20 protein-coding genes are annotated in these 16,543 nt (G+C 31.3%); 9 read left to right on the top strand and 11 right to left on the bottom strand.

The annotated features are described in order from the left end of the window. Nucleotides 1-687, top strand: a 687-nt coding sequence (locus N5D90_RS14960) for a hypothetical protein (RefSeq protein WP_280063068.1), incomplete at its 5' end; no start/stop codon positions are given. A gap of 43 nt (nt 688-730) precedes the next feature. On the opposite strand, the gene hemE is transcribed toward N5D90_RS14960, so the two are convergent. Genes hemE through hemA form a run of 4 tightly spaced genes read right to left on the bottom strand, consistent with a single transcriptional unit; the run spans nt 731 to nt 4,604 of the window. Continuing rightward, complete coding sequence (hemE, locus tag N5D90_RS14955) at nt 731-1,759, bottom strand: uroporphyrinogen decarboxylase (protein WP_125348769.1); 1,029 nt, start codon at nt 1,757-1,759, stop codon at nt 731-733. Then, nucleotides 1,746-2,423, bottom strand: coding sequence for a uroporphyrinogen-III synthase (locus N5D90_RS14950; protein ID WP_280063067.1), 678 nt, complete (start codon nt 2,421-2,423; stop codon nt 1,746-1,748). Before N5D90_RS14950 ends, hemE begins: the two co-directional genes overlap by 14 nt. Then, a complete protein-coding gene (gene hemC / locus N5D90_RS14945; RefSeq protein WP_125348768.1) occupies nt 2,423-3,349 on the bottom strand; it encodes a hydroxymethylbilane synthase in 927 nt (308 codons plus the stop codon). Before hemC ends, N5D90_RS14950 begins: the two co-directional genes overlap by 1 nt. 7 nt (nt 3,350-3,356) lie before the next feature. Beyond that, nucleotides 3,357-4,604 carry a glutamyl-tRNA reductase gene (gene hemA / locus N5D90_RS14940; protein ID WP_038332101.1) on the bottom strand — a complete coding sequence of 416 codons (1,248 nt, stop codon included), beginning with the start codon at nt 4,602-4,604 and terminating at the stop codon, nt 3,357-3,359. Between the two features lie 196 nt (nt 4,605-4,800). Here hemA and N5D90_RS14935 point away from each other — a divergent pair, with 196 nt between their 5' ends. Together N5D90_RS14935 and N5D90_RS14930 are read left to right on the top strand one after the other, a co-directional pair. Next, nucleotides 4,801-5,679, top strand: a complete 879-nt coding sequence (locus N5D90_RS14935; RefSeq protein WP_280063066.1) for an AraC family transcriptional regulator — start codon at nt 4,801-4,803, stop codon at nt 5,677-5,679. A gap of 80 nt (nt 5,680-5,759) precedes the next feature. Next, entirely contained in the window at nt 5,760-6,812 is a 1,053-nt protein-coding gene (locus N5D90_RS14930) for an endonuclease (RefSeq protein ID WP_280045310.1), read from the top strand. Between the two features lie 50 nt (nt 6,813-6,862). On the opposite strand, the gene N5D90_RS14925 is transcribed toward N5D90_RS14930, so the two are convergent. The 7 genes from N5D90_RS14925 to ruvB all read right to left on the bottom strand — a co-directional run bounded on the left by N5D90_RS14925 (nt 6,863) and on the right by ruvB (nt 11,756). Beyond that, the gene (locus N5D90_RS14925) at nt 6,863-7,378 is read right to left on the bottom strand and encodes a hypothetical protein (protein WP_280045309.1); all 516 of its coding nucleotides are present in this window, start codon (nt 7,376-7,378) and stop codon (nt 6,863-6,865) included. A gap of 29 nt (nt 7,379-7,407) precedes the next feature. Further along, nucleotides 7,408-7,902 (bottom strand): hypothetical protein, encoded by a 495-nt coding sequence (locus N5D90_RS14920; RefSeq protein ID WP_115001436.1) that lies wholly within the window; start codon nt 7,900-7,902, stop codon nt 7,408-7,410. Continuing rightward, complete coding sequence (locus N5D90_RS14915) at nt 7,892-8,368, bottom strand: hypothetical protein (protein WP_115001438.1); 477 nt, start codon at nt 8,366-8,368, stop codon at nt 7,892-7,894. Before N5D90_RS14915 ends, N5D90_RS14920 begins: the two co-directional genes overlap by 11 nt. 46 nt (nt 8,369-8,414) lie before the next feature. After that, nucleotides 8,415-9,095, bottom strand: a complete 681-nt coding sequence (locus N5D90_RS14910; RefSeq protein WP_280063065.1) for an SH3 domain-containing protein — start codon at nt 9,093-9,095, stop codon at nt 8,415-8,417. A 61-nt stretch (nt 9,096-9,156) separates the two neighbouring features. After that, on the bottom strand, nt 9,157-10,104 hold the full coding sequence (gene queG / locus N5D90_RS14905; protein WP_280063063.1) for a tRNA epoxyqueuosine(34) reductase QueG: 948 nt from the start codon (nt 10,102-10,104) through the stop codon (nt 9,157-9,159). Between the two features lie 161 nt (nt 10,105-10,265). Next, entirely contained in the window at nt 10,266-10,556 is a 291-nt protein-coding gene (locus N5D90_RS14900) for a DUF1272 domain-containing protein (protein ID WP_115001444.1), read from the bottom strand. A gap of 162 nt (nt 10,557-10,718) precedes the next feature. Next, nucleotides 10,719-11,756, bottom strand: coding sequence for a Holliday junction branch migration DNA helicase RuvB (gene ruvB, locus N5D90_RS14895; protein WP_038332085.1), 1,038 nt, complete (start codon nt 11,754-11,756; stop codon nt 10,719-10,721). Nucleotides 11,757-11,864: 108 nt separating this feature from the next. On the opposite strand from ruvB, the gene hemH reads away from it, so the two are divergent. From hemH to N5D90_RS14865, 6 genes are all read left to right on the top strand, one after another. After that, nucleotides 11,865-12,848 (top strand): ferrochelatase, encoded by a 984-nt coding sequence (gene hemH, locus N5D90_RS14890; RefSeq protein WP_038332082.1) that lies wholly within the window; start codon nt 11,865-11,867, stop codon nt 12,846-12,848. 80 nt (nt 12,849-12,928) lie between these two features. Beyond that, nucleotides 12,929-14,029, top strand: a complete 1,101-nt coding sequence (locus tag N5D90_RS14885; protein WP_038332080.1) for a DUF3078 domain-containing protein — start codon at nt 12,929-12,931, stop codon at nt 14,027-14,029. 26 nt (nt 14,030-14,055) lie between these two features. Continuing rightward, nucleotides 14,056-15,108, top strand: a complete 1,053-nt coding sequence (locus tag N5D90_RS14880) for a DUF3078 domain-containing protein (protein ID WP_038332077.1) — start codon at nt 14,056-14,058, stop codon at nt 15,106-15,108. A gap of 70 nt (nt 15,109-15,178) precedes the next feature. Beyond that, complete coding sequence (locus tag N5D90_RS14875) at nt 15,179-15,388, top strand: hypothetical protein (protein ID WP_038332074.1); 210 nt, start codon at nt 15,179-15,181, stop codon at nt 15,386-15,388. A gap of 5 nt (nt 15,389-15,393) precedes the next feature. Beyond that, nucleotides 15,394-15,930: a GNAT family N-acetyltransferase gene (locus tag N5D90_RS14870; RefSeq protein ID WP_038332071.1), complete on the top strand. Its 537-nt coding sequence runs from the start codon at nt 15,394-15,396 to the stop codon at nt 15,928-15,930. Nucleotides 15,931-15,939: 9 nt separating this feature from the next. Continuing rightward, nucleotides 15,940-16,440, top strand: a complete 501-nt coding sequence (locus tag N5D90_RS14865; RefSeq protein WP_280063060.1) for a hypothetical protein — start codon at nt 15,940-15,942, stop codon at nt 16,438-16,440. Nucleotides 16,441-16,543 lie beyond the last annotated feature (103 nt).

Below are 16,543 nucleotides of genomic sequence, written 5' to 3'. Positions count from 1 at the left end.
AATTATAAAAAACCAAAAATGAAATATTACCTAACTTATATTCTATTTATAATTTGTTCAATTTCTTTTTCACAAAATATTGATGAAAAAAGAGATATACTAATTCATAATCTTTGTAATATCCTTTCCGAAAATAAAAATCTTAATGATTTAGATAGAATTAATTTAGTTAATCAAGATGTTAGTTTAATTAAATATTTTAAAGATTTTTCAAAAGATGAAATTCAAGCTGAAGAAGAAGCTATTTTTTATAGATTTCAAAAAAAATGTAAAGAATACACTGATATAATAAAGAAATTCTCTGAAAAAAATAATGAAAACTGGATTACTTTAGAAAATTTGCCTAAATCAACAATCAATGATAAAGATTATAATTTAGTAAAGTCAGCTTCTGAATTATATTATTTTGACTACGAAGGAAATAAAACAATTGTAAAAATTGAAGATAATAATTGGATTGAATATTTTATTGATGAATCTTTTTCTAAACTAAAATTATATTGGATAAAAAATAATGATTTTAATCTAGAGTTTTTAGAAAGCAATAATTCAATGAAAAAATCATTTAGTAGAAAAGGAGAAATATATCAATATAGAATTTTAAGTAAAGAGAATAATTATTATTGGATCGCTTATTATACAAAAGATCTAAATAATATCGTAAAATTTAAATTATATATTCAATAAAAAACCTTCCATTACGGAAGGTTTTCTTGTTATATCGAGTTTCTTAATCTCTCTTATAATTTACGACAGCTTCTATAAAAGCTTGTGCATTTTCTACTGGAATATTTGGTAAAATTCCGTGACCTAAATTGGCAATATATTTATACGGACCAAAATCGTCAATCATTTCTTTTACCATTTGCTGAATAGTTTCTGGTGGAGATAACAAGCGAGAAGGATCAAAGTTACCTTGTAACGTCTTTTTGAAACCTGTAAACTCACGCGCTAATTGTGGCGTAATTGTCCAATCAACACCCAAAGCAGAAGCTTTAGAATCTGCCATTTTCTCTAAAGCAAACCAACAACCTTTTGCAAAAACTGTTACAGGAACTACTTTAGAAACTTCGTTCACAATTTGCTCGATGTATTTCCAAGAAAATTCGTCATAATCTTTTGGAGATAACATTCCACCCCAAGAATCAAAAATCTGAATCACATTTGCACCATGTTCCACTTTTTTCAACAAATATTGAATCGTAGTTTGAGTGATTTTCTCTAACAATTGGTGCGCTGCAACTGGATTTTGGAAACAGAAACCTTTCGCTTGATCAAAAGATTTAGAACCACGACCTTCCACTGCATAACACAACAATGTCCAAGGCGATCCTGCAAAACCAATCAACGGAATTTTATTGTCCAACTCTTTCTTTGTAATATCCATCGCTGCATAAACGTATCCTAACTCTTCTTCAACATCAGGAATATAAACTTTTTCTACATCTTGAGCTGTACGAATAGGATTCTCTAACCAAGGACCAACACCAGGTTTCATCTCGAAATTCATTCCCATTGCTTGTGGCACAACCAAAATATCTGAAAAGATAATTGCTGCATCTAACGGAAAACGACGAATTGGTTGAACTGTAATTTCAGCCGCTAACTCTGGCGTTTGACAACGTGTAAAGAAATCATATTTATCTCTCAATTCGATAAACTCTGGTAAATAACGTCCTGCTTGACGCATCATCCACACTGGCGGACGCTCTACCTCCTCACCTCTCAATGCTTTTAAAAGCAAATCATTTTTTATCATTGATGTATTTTTTTATATTTTCAATAACTACTTCCACCAATGGTGTTTGCGCAGTTATAATTTCATGATTTGGATAAACTTCTTCTATCGCAGAAGTTGTTGTATTTCCGATTGTAAAAATACGCGAACTTTCTGGAATTTCATTTTGTTGATGAAACGCTTTGAATGATAACGGACTAAAAAAAGCATACGCATCAAATGTTTCATTTAATTGATAAACAATTTGCCCTGATTGATATGTTATAATTTGATTGACTTCGTGATTTGCTTTTGATAATTCATTCACCAACAAATCTCGACGGGAAGAACCACATAAGAAATTCCATTTCGGAGAATAATTTCCTGAAATTAATTTCGAAGCTAAATCTTCTGCATAATCTTCAACCAACACAACATCTCTGTTTTGCGCTTTTAGTTTTTCTGCCGTTTTTTTTCCAACAACAAAAAAATGACCATTCAATTCCAAATCTTGAATGGCATTTACAGTATTTTGACTCGTCACGATAAATTGATGAACAGATTCATCAATCTGTGCAGAAATTTTATTTTTCGAAGTCAATTCTATTTGTAAAGTTGGCTTGCAAACCACCTCAACATCAGTTCCAAATTCTTTTTCAAGTAATTCAGGAGAAATTAACTTCGTGAATAAAACCTTCGTTCGCACTATTTCGTTCCGATTTCTTTTTTAATTTGTTCAATCATTTTTGCTGCACCTTGCGCAATACATTCTTCAGCAAATTCGCGACCTTTCGTCAAATATTCATCTGCTTTGAATTGTCTTTCGATTGAAATCATTTCTTGTCCATCAATGGTTAAAATTGCTCCTTTGAAGGAGTAATTTTCTTCATCAATTTTCTCAACTAACGCACCAATTGGCGCTGTACAACCACCTTCTAAAACATTCAAAAATTGACGTTCTACTGTTGCAAAAAGTTCACATTGCGGATTATTAATATCACTCAAATCAAAACCTTCTTTGGCTACAATTCCTAAAATTCCTTGTGATGGTGCAGCAATCATCCAATCAATCACTTTATAATGAAGACCTTTTTCTGCCAATTCATCTAAAATTTCTGAACGATCCAAACCTGCAAAAGCAAATACAGCTCCGTCCCAATCTGCATTATCTTGCAACTTTTTCAGACGTAATTGCACATTTCCTCGTAAATCTACAATCGTATCATTTGGATATTTATGATTCCAAAATGCTTTACGACGCAAAGATCCTGTTGCAATAATTCGGTGTTCTTTCTCGAAAATATCTTCCGATTTGTACACCAAAATATCCGCAGAACTTGCACGCTCTGGATATGCAATCAACTCTAATGTTTCTGGTAAAACAGTTGGTACATCTTTCAACGAATGAACCGCAATATCCACTTGATCATTCAACAAAGCAATGTCCAATGAACGCGTAAAAACACCTGTTAAACCTAATGAATAAATGGGTTGTTTTAGATTTGCATCACCTTCAGAAGTAATCGGAACGATTTCTGTTGGATGACCTTTTGCCTCAAGAATAGAAGCAACTTTATTGGCTTGCCAAAGCGCTAACGGACTTTGACGTGTACCAATTTTTATTGTTTTCATGATTGTATTAAGCTTGTTTTAAATGAAACATTTTTTCGATTAACTGAATTGTTTCGTCTGCATTTTCTTTATTTTCAATCAAATAAGAAGCAAACTGATTTGTAATTTTCTGAATTACTTTTTCAGTTAAAATCGTTTCATTTTCGTCAATGTTTACATTATCTTTTTTCAAATTATTTAAAGCAAAACTCTGAAAAAAGTCTAATCTATCTTTGAAAGATTGAATAGCAGGAACCAATTCTCTGGTTTCTAACCATTCGTAAAACTCTGTAGAATGCTCCTCTATAATTGCCAAAGCTTCTGGAATTGCATTGCGACGTTGCGCAATTGTATCATCTACCATTTTAGACAATCCGTCCACATTTACCAATTGTATAGATTCGCGAGCAGCCAATGTATGAATTACATTTTCTGGAACTGACATATCAATAATCGTCATTTCCTTATCGAACGGAATCATTTCTTCTGTAATCGTGTAATTACTTGCTCCCGTTGCAACAATTAGAATATCTGTTTTTTGTAATTCTTCTTTTAATTCGCTGTGATCTTTTACGGTAATATCATATTTCAATCCAAGAACTTCCGCCTTTTCTTTTGTACGATTGATTAACGTAATGTTTGTATTTGGATAATGTTTGACCAAATTAGCGCACGTATTACGACCAATTTTACCAATTCCGTACAACAAAATATTTTTGTCTACCAAGTTTCCTTGCGTTGCTTGAATAAAATTAACCGCAGAATATGCAACCGAAGCAGAACCGTTACTTAAGAAAGTTTCGTTCTTCACTTTTTTACTAATTTGGATCGCAGTATTTACCAAACGCTCTAAAAAAGCATTTGATGCACCTTGTTTTTTGAAACGAGAAAACCAAATTTTGATTTGTCCGATGATATCAAAATCACCTAAAATCTGACTTTCTAATCCCGACGAAACTCGGAATAAATGTGTAATCGCTTCTTCTCCTTCTTTTACCATCATAAATTGACGGAATTCATCTGCATTACCTTCTGTGTATTTACAATATTGCTCAACGATTTGATCTTCGTTTTCTGCAAAACCATAAAATTCAGTACGATTACAAGTTGATACAATAAAAAAGTTTTCTAAACCATTCGTTTTAGAATCTTGTGTAAACGTTTCAACTTGTTCCGGGAAAAATGTAAATTTACCTCGTGTAATGGCATCAGCTTTTTCATAACTGATTCCGATTACGTAAAAATTTTCTTCCGTTTTATTACCTCTAATTGCCATTTCTTCAAATACTGATACAAAAGTAGTTTCAAAACTCTTTGAAAAATAACTTTAAAAAGAAAAAATAACGCTAAAAATTAAAGTTTGCTTTTTTAGAATAATTATAAATTAAAGGTTTATATTTGTATGTAAACCATTATAAAGAGCGAAGTTGACAATTATCACGTTTTTTATATGACAAACCTCATTATTCGAAATGGATTTAAAAAATACCCATAAAAGTAAAATTAACGAGTATAAATTGTCAACAGACGTATTTATCGCTCAAATAGACAACTTTACAGCTTCTACAGATACGATTCTGAAAGGAATTGACAAGCGCTATATACAATTCTATTTTTGTACAAAAGGTTCGTTGACATTTAATTTTAATAATGGTATTTATAAAATCAATTTGAACGAAGGAAAAAGTTTTTTGTTTTATTATCCGACATTAGACATTCCATTATCGCTAAATATAAATGTAGAAAGTAAGGTTTATATTGTGGTTTTGTCTATTCAGAAATTACATCAATTGTTTGCAGAATATCAAATTCAGAATAATTTGATTTCGAGCATGACACAAGAGAAATTTTATATTGAACGTGAAATTGGACCAGCGATAAAATTAGTTTTGAATCAAATTGAACAAATGAAACTTTCTCCACAATTTCAAAATTTATTTTTGATTGGAAAAATGTACGAATTGTTCACGCTTTATTTTTCTGAAATTGAAAATCAAACTGAGCATTGTCCTTTCTTGAATGATGAAAATGAAGGAAAACGAATCAAAGAAATCAAAGATTATTTATTAGCTGATTTTAAAAATCCTCCAACTATCAAACAACTTTGCGAAAAATTTACGATCTCGGAATATCATCTGAAAGAAGGTTTCAAAGAACTTTATGGAACAACTGTTTATGGTTATTTGTTGGATAAAAAACTAGAATATGCGTTGCATAAACTAGAAGAAAATCAACAAATGGTAAAGGATATTTCGTTTGAAATTGGCTACGAAAATCCATCTCATTTTATCTCAGCATTTAAGAAAAAATACGGCTTAACGCCTAAACAATACATCAAACAATTTCAGTAAAAGTTTAACGATTTCTAATCTAAATATTCCGGTTTAACTACTTATAAATACTTACTTTTGTCAAATATTTATAAATAATTATGCAAAAATTTTTACTTCTTTTATTTCCTTTTGCCGCTTTTGCGCAGCAACCCGACTATTATGAAGGGATTGATTTTAAACAAAATGGAAAAACGATAAAGGAAGAATTACACGATTTAATCAATGCTACGCATCATGCAGTTAGCTATACGCCTGGAGTTTGGAATATTTTAGATAAATCTGACTTAGATTTAGATTCGAAAGGTCGCGTTTTATTGATTTATGGTTTTACTGATAATTCTACTGTTTATGCTGAACAGCGTACACGTGATGTAAATAACAAAAACAATACTGGCGGAAATGCAAATGGAAAATGGGAACGCGAACATGTTTTTCCAAAATCATTAGCAAATCCTGTTTTAACGACTAATAATCCAGGAACAGGTACAGATGCGCACAATTTACGTGCAGTTGATAGACAATTAAATTCGACAAGAAGTAACAATACTTATCGTGAAAAATGGGCACAAGATGTGACAGGGCAAGCCAAATTAATCAATGGCGGTTTTTATCCAGGTGATGAATGGACAGGAGATGTGGCACGAATTATTATGTATATGTATGTACATTATGGGTTGGAAACTGATCCGCAATTGGTTGCGTACAACAACACAACAACAACCAATAATGATGGAATGCCAGATATGTTTCTGAAATGGAATGTGCAAGATAAAGTATCTGAATTTGAGAAAGTCCGAAACGAAATTATTGCCGAAACGCAAGGAAGTCGAAATCCATTTATTGATAATCCGTATTTAGCAACATTAATTTGGGGCGGAGATAAAGCCGAAAATACTTGGGCTGAATTATCTGCGAACGATTACAATTATCAACAAACGCTTGTAGAAGTTTTTCCAAATCCAACAACAGATAAGGTAAAAATTAATGCGAAGAATTTTGATTATGTCAATTTATATGATTTTAATGGTCGTTTACTTGGGATTGAATTAGGTTCGGAAGTTAATTTGAAAAATTATCCAGCTGGAATGTATATTTTATCTATTCACCTAAAAGATGGAAAAATCATCACGAAAAAAGTGATTAAGAAATAAATAAACAAAAAATTCCAACTCTAAGGGTTGGAATTTTTTGTTTATTTATTTTAACAACCTTCGTTATACATCACATCAAAAGAAGCTACTTTATCATTTACCAATTTGAATTGTAATATTGAACCTGCATCTTGATCTTCTACATTAAAATAACGAAAAGCCTTTGTTCTTTTATCCGTTTTATCATCATAACCATCATAAATAGAGATATTCAAGTTTTTGTATTTCGACAATAATTCATCTAATGAAGAACCAACTTTAATTCCAGACAATGTTTTAAGGCTCGAATCTGTCGATTTGACGCTATAAACAGTCAAATTATTAGAACCGTTTCCATCTCCGTTCGATGTTAAGCCAACTTTATAGGTTACGCCTTTCGAAACAATTGTCAAATCGTCTTCTGGATAACCGTATTCATTTAATTTCAATTTGAATTTTTGTCCAGTTAATTTCTCTAATTCAGACAATTTCATTCCAAGTTTTACATCATTTATACGAGTTGTAGAAACTTGCGCTTGCAAAGCTATTCCAGCTACAAAAGCAGCTATAAAAAACATTTTTTTCATTTTTATGTATTTAGGTTTTAATCATTATTTTAAAGTGTACATTCTTCTGGATTATAAGAACTCAATCCTATTGTTGTTACAATTTCATTTTTCAAAGAAAAAGTCAATATTACACCATTTTCTCTATCGTCAATTCTAAATTCTCTGTAATTATTATTCGATTTATCCAACAACACATTGTATTTCGACGAATAAGCTTTCCATAAATCCTCCAACGTACTGCCAATACCAATTCCAGATAAGGTTTTAATGTTTTTACTTGTTGTCGAAATAGAACTTAAATAGGTGTCATTTTCTGTTTTGCTCAAATAACCACTTCTTATTTCGATTGTGTAATCAATTCCTTTTAAAGTTATTTTCGTTTCTCCTTCATCAACAATTGCAGCAGGTTTTTTACCTAACAATTTTAATACTTCGGACGGACGCATTCCAATTTTCAACTCATTCATTCGTGTTGTAGAAATCTGACCAAATCCAACTATTGAAAGTAAGAAAAATCCTACTAAAGCTATTTTAGTTTTCATAAATATTGTTATTTAAAAAACCCGATTCATTTGACAAAACCATTTTTACGACTTTATTATTTTTTAAATAAAAATCTAATGTACATCCATTATCAAGATCATTTATTGCAAAAGCTCTGACCGATTTTGTTTCGTCATCTTCAAAAATATCTTGCACCGAAATATCATATTTTTTGTACGCTTTCCATAAATCATCCAACGAACTTCCAATTTTTATTCCTGATAAAGTCGAAAGTTGAGCGCTAACAGACGAAACCATATAGACTTCGAATTGTTTCGTTTTCAAATTTCTATAATACGAAATATGATATTTAATTCCATTCAACTCAATGTCCTGTTCAGGCATTTCAGGATTATTTACATCATAAAGAGCTAATTTATTTGGCGTTAAAGCTGCAACTTGTTTTTGTGTCATTTCGTACGAAATATCTCCAAATTTGGAAGTCGTTACTTTTTGAGCAAACATTATCGAAGTAAATAGCAAAAAGCATCCTAAAATTGAAAAAAAACGACTAAGCATAAGCATTAATTTGAGCAATATGTTTTACAATTTTCCCATTATCCAACACCCAAAGCGCATCATAAACTCCAGCTCCATCGCTATATGTCCCAAACAAATAATATTGATTTAACTCTTTATTGTAAGTAAGTTTTGTAGCGGATAAATTCGCGTTATACAAATTGGTAAAATATTCTTTTGGAATGATAATATCTTTTCCTTTGAATGATATTTTAAACGATTTGAATTCTGTTTGAGGAATCATTCCGTCCGAACCAAGAAAATCTTTTTCATCAATCGCATAAACAAAATCACCTTCCTTGAAAATTTTATGCTTTTTTGAATTAAATGCTTGCGTTTCGAGCTGAATAATATAATCAGCAACTGAAAATTCTATTTTAGAATCATTTGCCGAAGTTGGAGAAATCATTTCAAAATCTTCTAATTTTTTGATTCGATCATGGTAAACATAACCAGCTTTTTCAAGTTGATATTCGACCAAATACCATTTCGAATTTTCTTCATCAGAATCAATTGGATAGATAGAATTTGAATTGACTTTAGCAACTATTTTAGACGAAGTACTTTTTTCATCTCTCACATTTGCAAAACCATCTTTATCTTGGACAATCCCAAATTGAGCTTGCGCAAAATAGCTTAAAAAAGTAGTAAGAATGAATAAACTTTTTTTCATTTTTATGATTCGATTTTCTTGAAGTAAAGCTAACAAAATCTAAACCAAAAATTTTCACGAATTATAGTGATTTTACAAAATCGATATTTCTTTTTAAACCATCAAATTTTGTACGTTTTACGGGCGATTTCTTAAAAATTTCTCGAAAAACAACTTCCGTTATTTCTTCCCAATCTTTCTTCGAGAATTGATTAATTTTGTCATGACCAACAAAACGAGTTTCTTTCATGGGCAACGAAAAACGATTCCACGGACAAACTTCTTGGCAAACATCACAACCAAAAATCCAATCGTCAAATTTCCCTTTCATTTCGGTCGGAATTTGATCTTTCAATTCAATTGTAAAATACGAAATACATTGACTTCCATTCACTGTTTTATTGGGTAAAATCGCCTCAGTTGGGCAAGCATCAATGCAACGCGTACACTTTCCACAATGATCAGTTTCAATTGGAGAATCATAAGCTAGATCCAAATCAATAATTAATTCGGACAAAAAGAAAAACGAACCTTTTTGTTTAGACAACGTCAACGAATTTTTTCCAACCCAACCAATTCCAGCTTTTTTCGCCCATGCATGTTCCAGAATTGGTGCTGAATCGGTAAAAGCTCGTCCACTCACTTCCCCTATTTCCTCTTGAATAAAATCTAATAATTCGCATACTTTTTCCTTCACGACAAAATGATAATCTTCGCCTTGCGCATACATTGCAACTTTGTAAGAATTAGGATTTCGATCTAAATTTTGATAATAATTATACGCCAAAGAAATCACAGATTTTGCTCCTTCAACCAAAATTCGAGGATCCAATCGCATATCGAAATGATTTTCCATATACTGCATTTCGCCATGAAAATCATTCTTCAACCAAGCTTCTAAACGAGGTGCTTCTTCTTCTAAAAAATCAGCTTTGGCTATACCACAAGAAATAAATCCCAACGCTTCAGCTTTTTCTTTGATGCATTGGGACCATTTTATTTTGATATGTTCTTCTGTTTGAAGGAGCATTTTTAATTTGTAATTATGAATTGAGAATTATTATATCGACGAAATTAAATTTTGTCATTCTGAATGAAACGTTAGTGAAATGAAGAATCTTAGATTCCTCCTAACATCGGAATGACATTGTCATGTTGAACTCGTTTCAACATCACTTTCCTAAATTAAGATTAACGATTTTCAGGTAAAATATCTTTAAATTCTTTCTTTAAATTCTCAAATTCTGTTAGATTAACTTTTTTCAACACAATTTGCGTAGATGCAGGATATTTAGATAAATATTTATTTGGTCGAATAGGTCTTGGAGTAAAATTACCGCCACAATTCGGGCAAACATTTTCCAAAATATTATCAACGCAATCTTTGCAAAAAGTACATTCAAATGTACAAATCATCGCTTCTGTTGAATTTGGCAATAAATTCTTTCCACAATTTTCGCAATTAGGTCTTAATTCTAACATAAAATATTTTTAATGATAAATACTATTCTCTTTTTAGATTCCTCCTAACGTCGGAATGACAACGAACTTAGAACTTAGAACTTAGAACTTAGAACTTAGAACTTAGAACTTAGAACTTAGAACTTAGAACTTAGAACTTAGAACTTAGAACTTAGAACAAAATTACAAATCAAACAAATCGGTTTGAGGTGAATTTTCGCCACGATATTTTACCCCAATATGTTTGAAAGCTTTTTCTGTTGCAACACGTCCACGCGCAGTACGCATCAAATAACCTTCTTGAATCAAATATGGTTCGTAAACTTCTTCTAATGTTCCACCATTTTCTCCAACTGCTGTTGCTAAAGTTGTAATTCCGACTGGTCCACCTTTAAATTTCTCTATGATCGTTGATAAAATTCTGTTATCCATTTCATCTAAACCATTATCATCAACTTTTAAAGCTTTTAAAGAAAATTCGGCAATTGATAAATCAATTTTTCCATTTCCTTTTATTTGAGCAAAATCTCGTGTTCTTCTCAATAATGCATTTGCAATACGAGGAGTTCCACGACTACGACCTGCAATTTCTATCGCCGCTCTTTCGTCAATTGGTGTGTCTAAAATACGAGAAGATCGCTCAACAATCGTACTTAATAATTCGACATTATAATATTCGAAACGGAAATTAATTCCAAAACGAGCACGAAGCGGTGCAGTTAATAAACCAGAACGCGTTGTTGCACCAATTAATGTAAAAGGATTCAAACCAATTTGAACCGAACGTGCATTTGGTCCAGATTCGATCATAATATCAATCTTAAAATCTTCCATTGCCGAATACAAATATTCTTCGATAACAGGAGACATACGATGAATTTCATCAATAAAAAGCACATCATTTTCTTCCAAATTCGTTAACAAACCAGCTAAATCACTTGGTTTATCGAGAACTGGTCCAGAAGTAATTTTGATTCCAACGCCTAATTCATTCGCAATAATATTTGCCAATGTAGTTTTTCCCAAACCTGGAGGTCCATGCAACAAAACGTGATCTAACGCTTCGCCACGAAGTTTAGACGCTTTTACGAAAACTTCTAGATTCTCGAGAATATGTGCTTGTCCAGCAAAATCATCAAAACTTTGCGGACGAACAGTATTTTCGTGATTTAGATCGTCGTCTGGATAAAATTCTTTATCAGGATTTAATAAATCTGACATAAAATGATGATATAAATTATAATGATGATATTACGAAGGACAAATTAAATTATCCTCCGTACTTTTACACCTACAAAGAACGCAATATTTTTTTAGATAAAAAGAATTATGAGCAAAGGAATATTATTAGTGAATTTAGGTTCGCCCGATTCTACCAATGTTGAAGACGTAAGAACTTATTTACGCGAATTTTTAATGGATAAGAAAGTTTTAGATTCTCCTTGGATTATTCGTAAAACTATTGTTGAATTATTTATTTTACCAAAAAGACCCGAAAAATCTGCTGAAGCTTACCGAAAAATTTGGACAAAAGAAGGTTCTCCTTTGATTGTTTACTCTAAAATTTTGAGAGATATGGTACAAAAACAAATGGATATTCCAGTTGTTTTGGCAATGCGTTACAAAAATCCTTCGATAGAAGCTGGTTTACAAGAGCTTTATGACAAAGGAGTTCGCGACATTTTGGTTGTTCCTTTATACCCTCAATACACGATGTCTTCTACAGAAACTGTTGCAGATAAAGTGCTTGAAATCCAGAAAAAAAGCTACAAAGACACGAAAATTAATTTCTTGAAAGCTTTTTACAATCATCCAGATTATATCAAAGTTTTAGGAGATTCTATCAAAGAAAATTTACCTGAAGAATACGATAAAATATTATTCACTTATCATGGAATTCCAGAACGTCATGATAATAAAGCGCTTCGTGCTGCGAAAATTAGTAAATTACCAATTGAAACTTATCGTAATCAATGTTTTGAAACAACAAGGTTATTAACTGAATATCTGCAATTACCAGAAGATAAATACACAACATCTTTCCAATCTCGTTTGGGACGTGATCCTTGGATAAAACCATATACAGATTATGTATTGGAAGAGTTTCCTGAGCAAGGCGTGAAAAATTTAGTTGTTTGTTCACCTGCCTTTGTTGCAGATTGTTTGGAGACTTTGGAAGAAATTTCGATGGAAGGACAAGAAGAATTCTTAAAAGCTGGTGGAGAACAATTTACATACATCCCATGTTTGAATGATCGTCAAGAATGGGTGGATACATTAGTGAAATGGTTGAAAGGTTGGCAAAATAATTAAGAAAGGTTTTTAGCCTTACAAAATAAATTAGATATCTTTGTTTGGAATTTTTCAATTTTAAACAAAGATATTTTTTTAAAATGAGACTAATTTTCTCAATTATTTTTTTAGTCCTATCACTTTTTAGTTCGGCTCAATTTTTAGATACCAGTGGAAATCTAATTATTGATGGTCGAAAATATCTGAAATCTAAAGTGGATACTACAGGACGAAAATCGGGTTGGGAAATTTATGGTGCAAATACTTTAACCGTTAATCAGAATACCTTTTCCAATTGGATGGCAGGAGGTGAAAATTCGGTTTCACTAAATGCAAAAACTGATTACGAATTCAATTTCCGAAAAAAGAAACACTTTTGGGACAATCGTTTTATTTTTGAATATGGTTTTTTAGATAATAAAACCAATGGAACACGTAAAACTGCTGACAATCTAAATATCACAACTTCTTATGGATATTTGATTAAAGAAAAATGGTATCTAACCTCATCACTTAATATTCGTTCACAGTTTTCTGCGGGTTTCAATTATGGAACAACTCCAAAAACAAAACTATCAAATTTGTTTGCGCCTGCATATGTAACAATTGGGGTCGGTGCGAATTATACGCCAAATTCTAATTTTTCTGTCAGTTTTCAACCTTTAACATCAAGAACAACAATTGTAGCGGACAAAGATTTGCAAAAGAAAGGAACCTATGGTTTGCGGAATGATGGCGATACATTTCTTTTCGAAGTTGGTGCATATTTAGGTGGACGTTATAAGGTAAAACTTTTTGATAATGTCACTTACGATAATAATATTGGAATTTTCTCCAATTATTCGAACAAATTTTATAACCTCGATATTGTATATGCTGGATTATTAGACATGAAAATTAATAATTTTATGTCCACGCAATTAACTATCAATTTGATTTATGATGAAGATCAAGTTGCGCAAACACAGTTTAAACAAGCTCTTGGGATTGGCTTAACGTATAAAATAGACAGTACTAAGAAAAAAGATAAGAAGAAACGTCGAAAGAAGGAAATTCTCCCATATTTCGATACATCTGGCATTTCTCCAGTCAAATTACCTAGAATAAAACTGGAGAAGCAAAACTATGATCAAGTTTTTGATAAAAATACAATTGACGAAAAATCAACGTATATTAAATCAGAATCCATATTTTTGGAATAAAATAACTATTAAATCAACCAATCTATATGAAAAAAATTTTATTTACATTAGCAATTTTAGGAAGTGCTACAACTTTTGCGCAAACAGTAAAAGATGGTAAAGTAGCTACTGATAGCAAGCGTTATTTAAAAGATCAGAAATTTGATGGTCGTCAACCTGGCTGGTTTGTTTCAGGAAATAATTCACTTTTATTTTCTCAAAGTGCATTCAGTAATTGGGTTGCGGGAGGTGTAAATTCATTTGCGCTGAACGGAAGTTTAGATTACGAATTTAACTTGACAAAAGAAAAGCATATCTGGGATAATCGTGTCGTTTTGGGCTATGGAATCCAGACTAACAAAGGTGAAAGTTCTCGCAAAACAAATGATGTTATCGACTTAACTTCTTCTTATGGTTACAGCATCGGAAATAATTGGTATTTAGCTGCCTCTATGAATTTTCGTACGCAATTTACAGATGGTTTTGATTATTCAACAGATCCAAAAACGAAGATCTCAGGCTTAATGGCTCCAGGTTATTTAAGCTTAGGTTTGGGTGTGGATTACAAACCAAACGAAAATTTCCAAGTTAATATTCATCCATTTACACCAAGAATGACATTTGTTTTGGACAAAGATTTACAGAAAAAAGGAAACTTTGGACTTAAAAATGATGGCGATAAAACATTATTCGAATTTGGTGCATATTTAGGTGCGCGATACAAATTACAAATTATGGAAGGAATTTCTTATGATAACCGTGTTGGAATTTACGCTGATTATCTGAAAAATTTCGGAAATATGGACGTTGCTTATCAAGGAATTTTGGATATGAAAGTGAACAAGTTTGTTTCGGCACAAGTAAGTTTAAATTTACTGTATGATGAAGATCAAATCAAGAAAACGCAGATAAAACAAACACTTGGTATCGGATTTAATTACAAATTTGATAACACTCCACCAAAAGTAGAAGAAGCGCCAGCAACTGCATTTATACAAGAAGCGCCAATTTTCGAAGAAAAAGAAGAAACTGTAGAAGTGGCAACTAACATTCTGAAAAAGGAACCAATTCTTAATGAAACAAAATTAGTCGCTCAATAATATTTTCAACCTGCTTTTAATAAGCAGGTTTTTTATTTTTCTTATTTTTACAGCTCAATAGAAGAATAAAATGACAAAAAATATTTTCGGCGCACTATTACCACAAATTTTAATGATTGTTTGGGCAGCTTTCGAGCTTTACCTTGGGTTCAACAACGAACAAAATAACCGCATCATTCTTAGCGCAATTGTGATATTAATCTTCGTTATTTTTACAATTATTACATTAGTTAAATTAATCAAATATCCAAACGACCCTACTTATTTGAAAAAAAAGTAATTGATATGAATGTAATTCTTAAAACTGAACGTTTAACTTTGAGACCAGTCACAATTGGTGATACTGAAACAATTCACCAATTACATTCTATCGAAGAAGTTGATCAATATAACACGTTAGGAATTCCAGAAAATATAGAAGTAACCGTTCTTCATGTAAAAGATTTAGTAAAGTCTAATCAAGGAGAACAACCACAAGCTTATACTTTTGTTATCGAAAATGATAATCAATTTGCTGGATTAATTTCTCTAAATTTAGGTCGAGCTAAATACAAAAATGCAGAAATTTGGTTCAAATTACATCCTGATTTTTGGAACAAAGGAATTGCAACAGAAGCTTTAAAAGAAATTATTTCTTTTGGATTCAACACGTTAAATCTTCACAGAATCGAAGCTGGATGCGCTGTTGATAATATTGGATCTTACAAAGTTCTTGAAAAAGTTGGCATGATACGAGAAGCGCATACAAGACAATTACTTCCTCTAAAATCTGGCTGGGCAGATAATTATGGCTACGCTATTTTATCGACTGATAAAATTTAATATTGCATCATGACTTTTCGTGAATTAACAATTTCTGTTTTAGCTAAACGATACTTGCATCCATTTGATAGTCTCGAGTTAGTAAAATGGTCTATTGAAATTCTTAAAATAGGTTACGAAACTGAAAATTTATATATTCTTGCTGGCTTAGATGATGAAAATACAATTGTAAGAGAAGATTATTTCTTTAAAAGTTTAAGTGATTTGAATTTTATAATTGATGATAAAGAATCTATTTTAAAGGAATATGCATTTTATATTTCTAAAAAATTTATTAATAATAATTTAAATCAAGACACTGCTATGAATACAATGTATCATATTTATTCTGAATTAGATTATGATTTAGATTTAGAAATTTTCTATCAAATTACCATCGATTTAGAAATACTTGAAGATATCGGATCTTCACCTTACGCAAATATAAATTTGGACAATAAGGATGAATTTATTTTTAAGAAATTTCAAGAATATTACTCAAAATACAAACCTATTTACGAGTCAAATTAAGTCATTCCAAACTCGTTTTGGAATCACATCTCGTGAAAATAAAAACTTTGAAATTCGATAAACGAGTTTCGAAATTCGAACACAATCTCCCTTAAATTTTGTA

The organism is Empedobacter sp. GD03797 (genome assembly GCF_029842105.1).
Lineage (GTDB): Bacteria > Bacteroidota > Bacteroidia > Flavobacteriales > Weeksellaceae > Empedobacter > Empedobacter falsenii_C.
Note: the sequence above shows the minus strand (reverse complement) of the source record. Positions and strands in the feature narration are given on the sequence as shown.

Coding starts and splice junctions, on each gene's coding strand:
- hemE (WP_125348769.1), bottom strand. CDS start 1,759: ATGATAAAAAATGATTTGCTTTTAAAAGCATTGAGAGGTGAGGAGGTA.
- hemC (WP_125348768.1), bottom strand. CDS start 3,349: ATGAAAACAATAAAAATTGGTACACGTCAAAGTCCGTTAGCGCTTTGG.
- hemA (WP_038332101.1), bottom strand. CDS start 4,604: ATGGCAATTAGAGGTAATAAAACGGAAGAAAATTTTTACGTAATCGGA.
- N5D90_RS14935 (WP_280063066.1), top strand. CDS start 4,801: ATGGATTTAAAAAATACCCATAAAAGTAAAATTAACGAGTATAAATTG.
- N5D90_RS14930 (WP_280045310.1), top strand. CDS start 5,760: ATGCAAAAATTTTTACTTCTTTTATTTCCTTTTGCCGCTTTTGCGCAG.
- N5D90_RS14925 (WP_280045309.1), bottom strand. CDS start 7,378: ATGAAAAAAATGTTTTTTATAGCTGCTTTTGTAGCTGGAATAGCTTTG.
- N5D90_RS14920 (WP_115001436.1), bottom strand. CDS start 7,902: ATGAAAACTAAAATAGCTTTAGTAGGATTTTTCTTACTTTCAATAGTT.
- N5D90_RS14915 (WP_115001438.1), bottom strand. CDS start 8,368: ATGTTTGCTCAAAAAGTAACGACTTCCAAATTTGGAGATATTTCGTAC.
- N5D90_RS14910 (WP_280063065.1), bottom strand. CDS start 9,095: ATGAAAAAAAGTTTATTCATTCTTACTACTTTTTTAAGCTATTTTGCG.
- queG (WP_280063063.1), bottom strand. CDS start 10,104: ATGCTCCTTCAAACAGAAGAACATATCAAAATAAAATGGTCCCAATGC.
- N5D90_RS14900 (WP_115001444.1), bottom strand. CDS start 10,556: ATGTTAGAATTAAGACCTAATTGCGAAAATTGTGGAAAGAATTTATTG.
- ruvB (WP_038332085.1), bottom strand. CDS start 11,756: ATGTCAGATTTATTAAATCCTGATAAAGAATTTTATCCAGACGACGAT.
- hemH (WP_038332082.1), top strand. CDS start 11,865: ATGAGCAAAGGAATATTATTAGTGAATTTAGGTTCGCCCGATTCTACC.
- N5D90_RS14885 (WP_038332080.1), top strand. CDS start 12,929: ATGAGACTAATTTTCTCAATTATTTTTTTAGTCCTATCACTTTTTAGT.
- N5D90_RS14880 (WP_038332077.1), top strand. CDS start 14,056: ATGAAAAAAATTTTATTTACATTAGCAATTTTAGGAAGTGCTACAACT.
- N5D90_RS14875 (WP_038332074.1), top strand. CDS start 15,179: ATGACAAAAAATATTTTCGGCGCACTATTACCACAAATTTTAATGATT.
- N5D90_RS14870 (WP_038332071.1), top strand. CDS start 15,394: ATGAATGTAATTCTTAAAACTGAACGTTTAACTTTGAGACCAGTCACA.
- N5D90_RS14865 (WP_280063060.1), top strand. CDS start 15,940: ATGACTTTTCGTGAATTAACAATTTCTGTTTTAGCTAAACGATACTTG.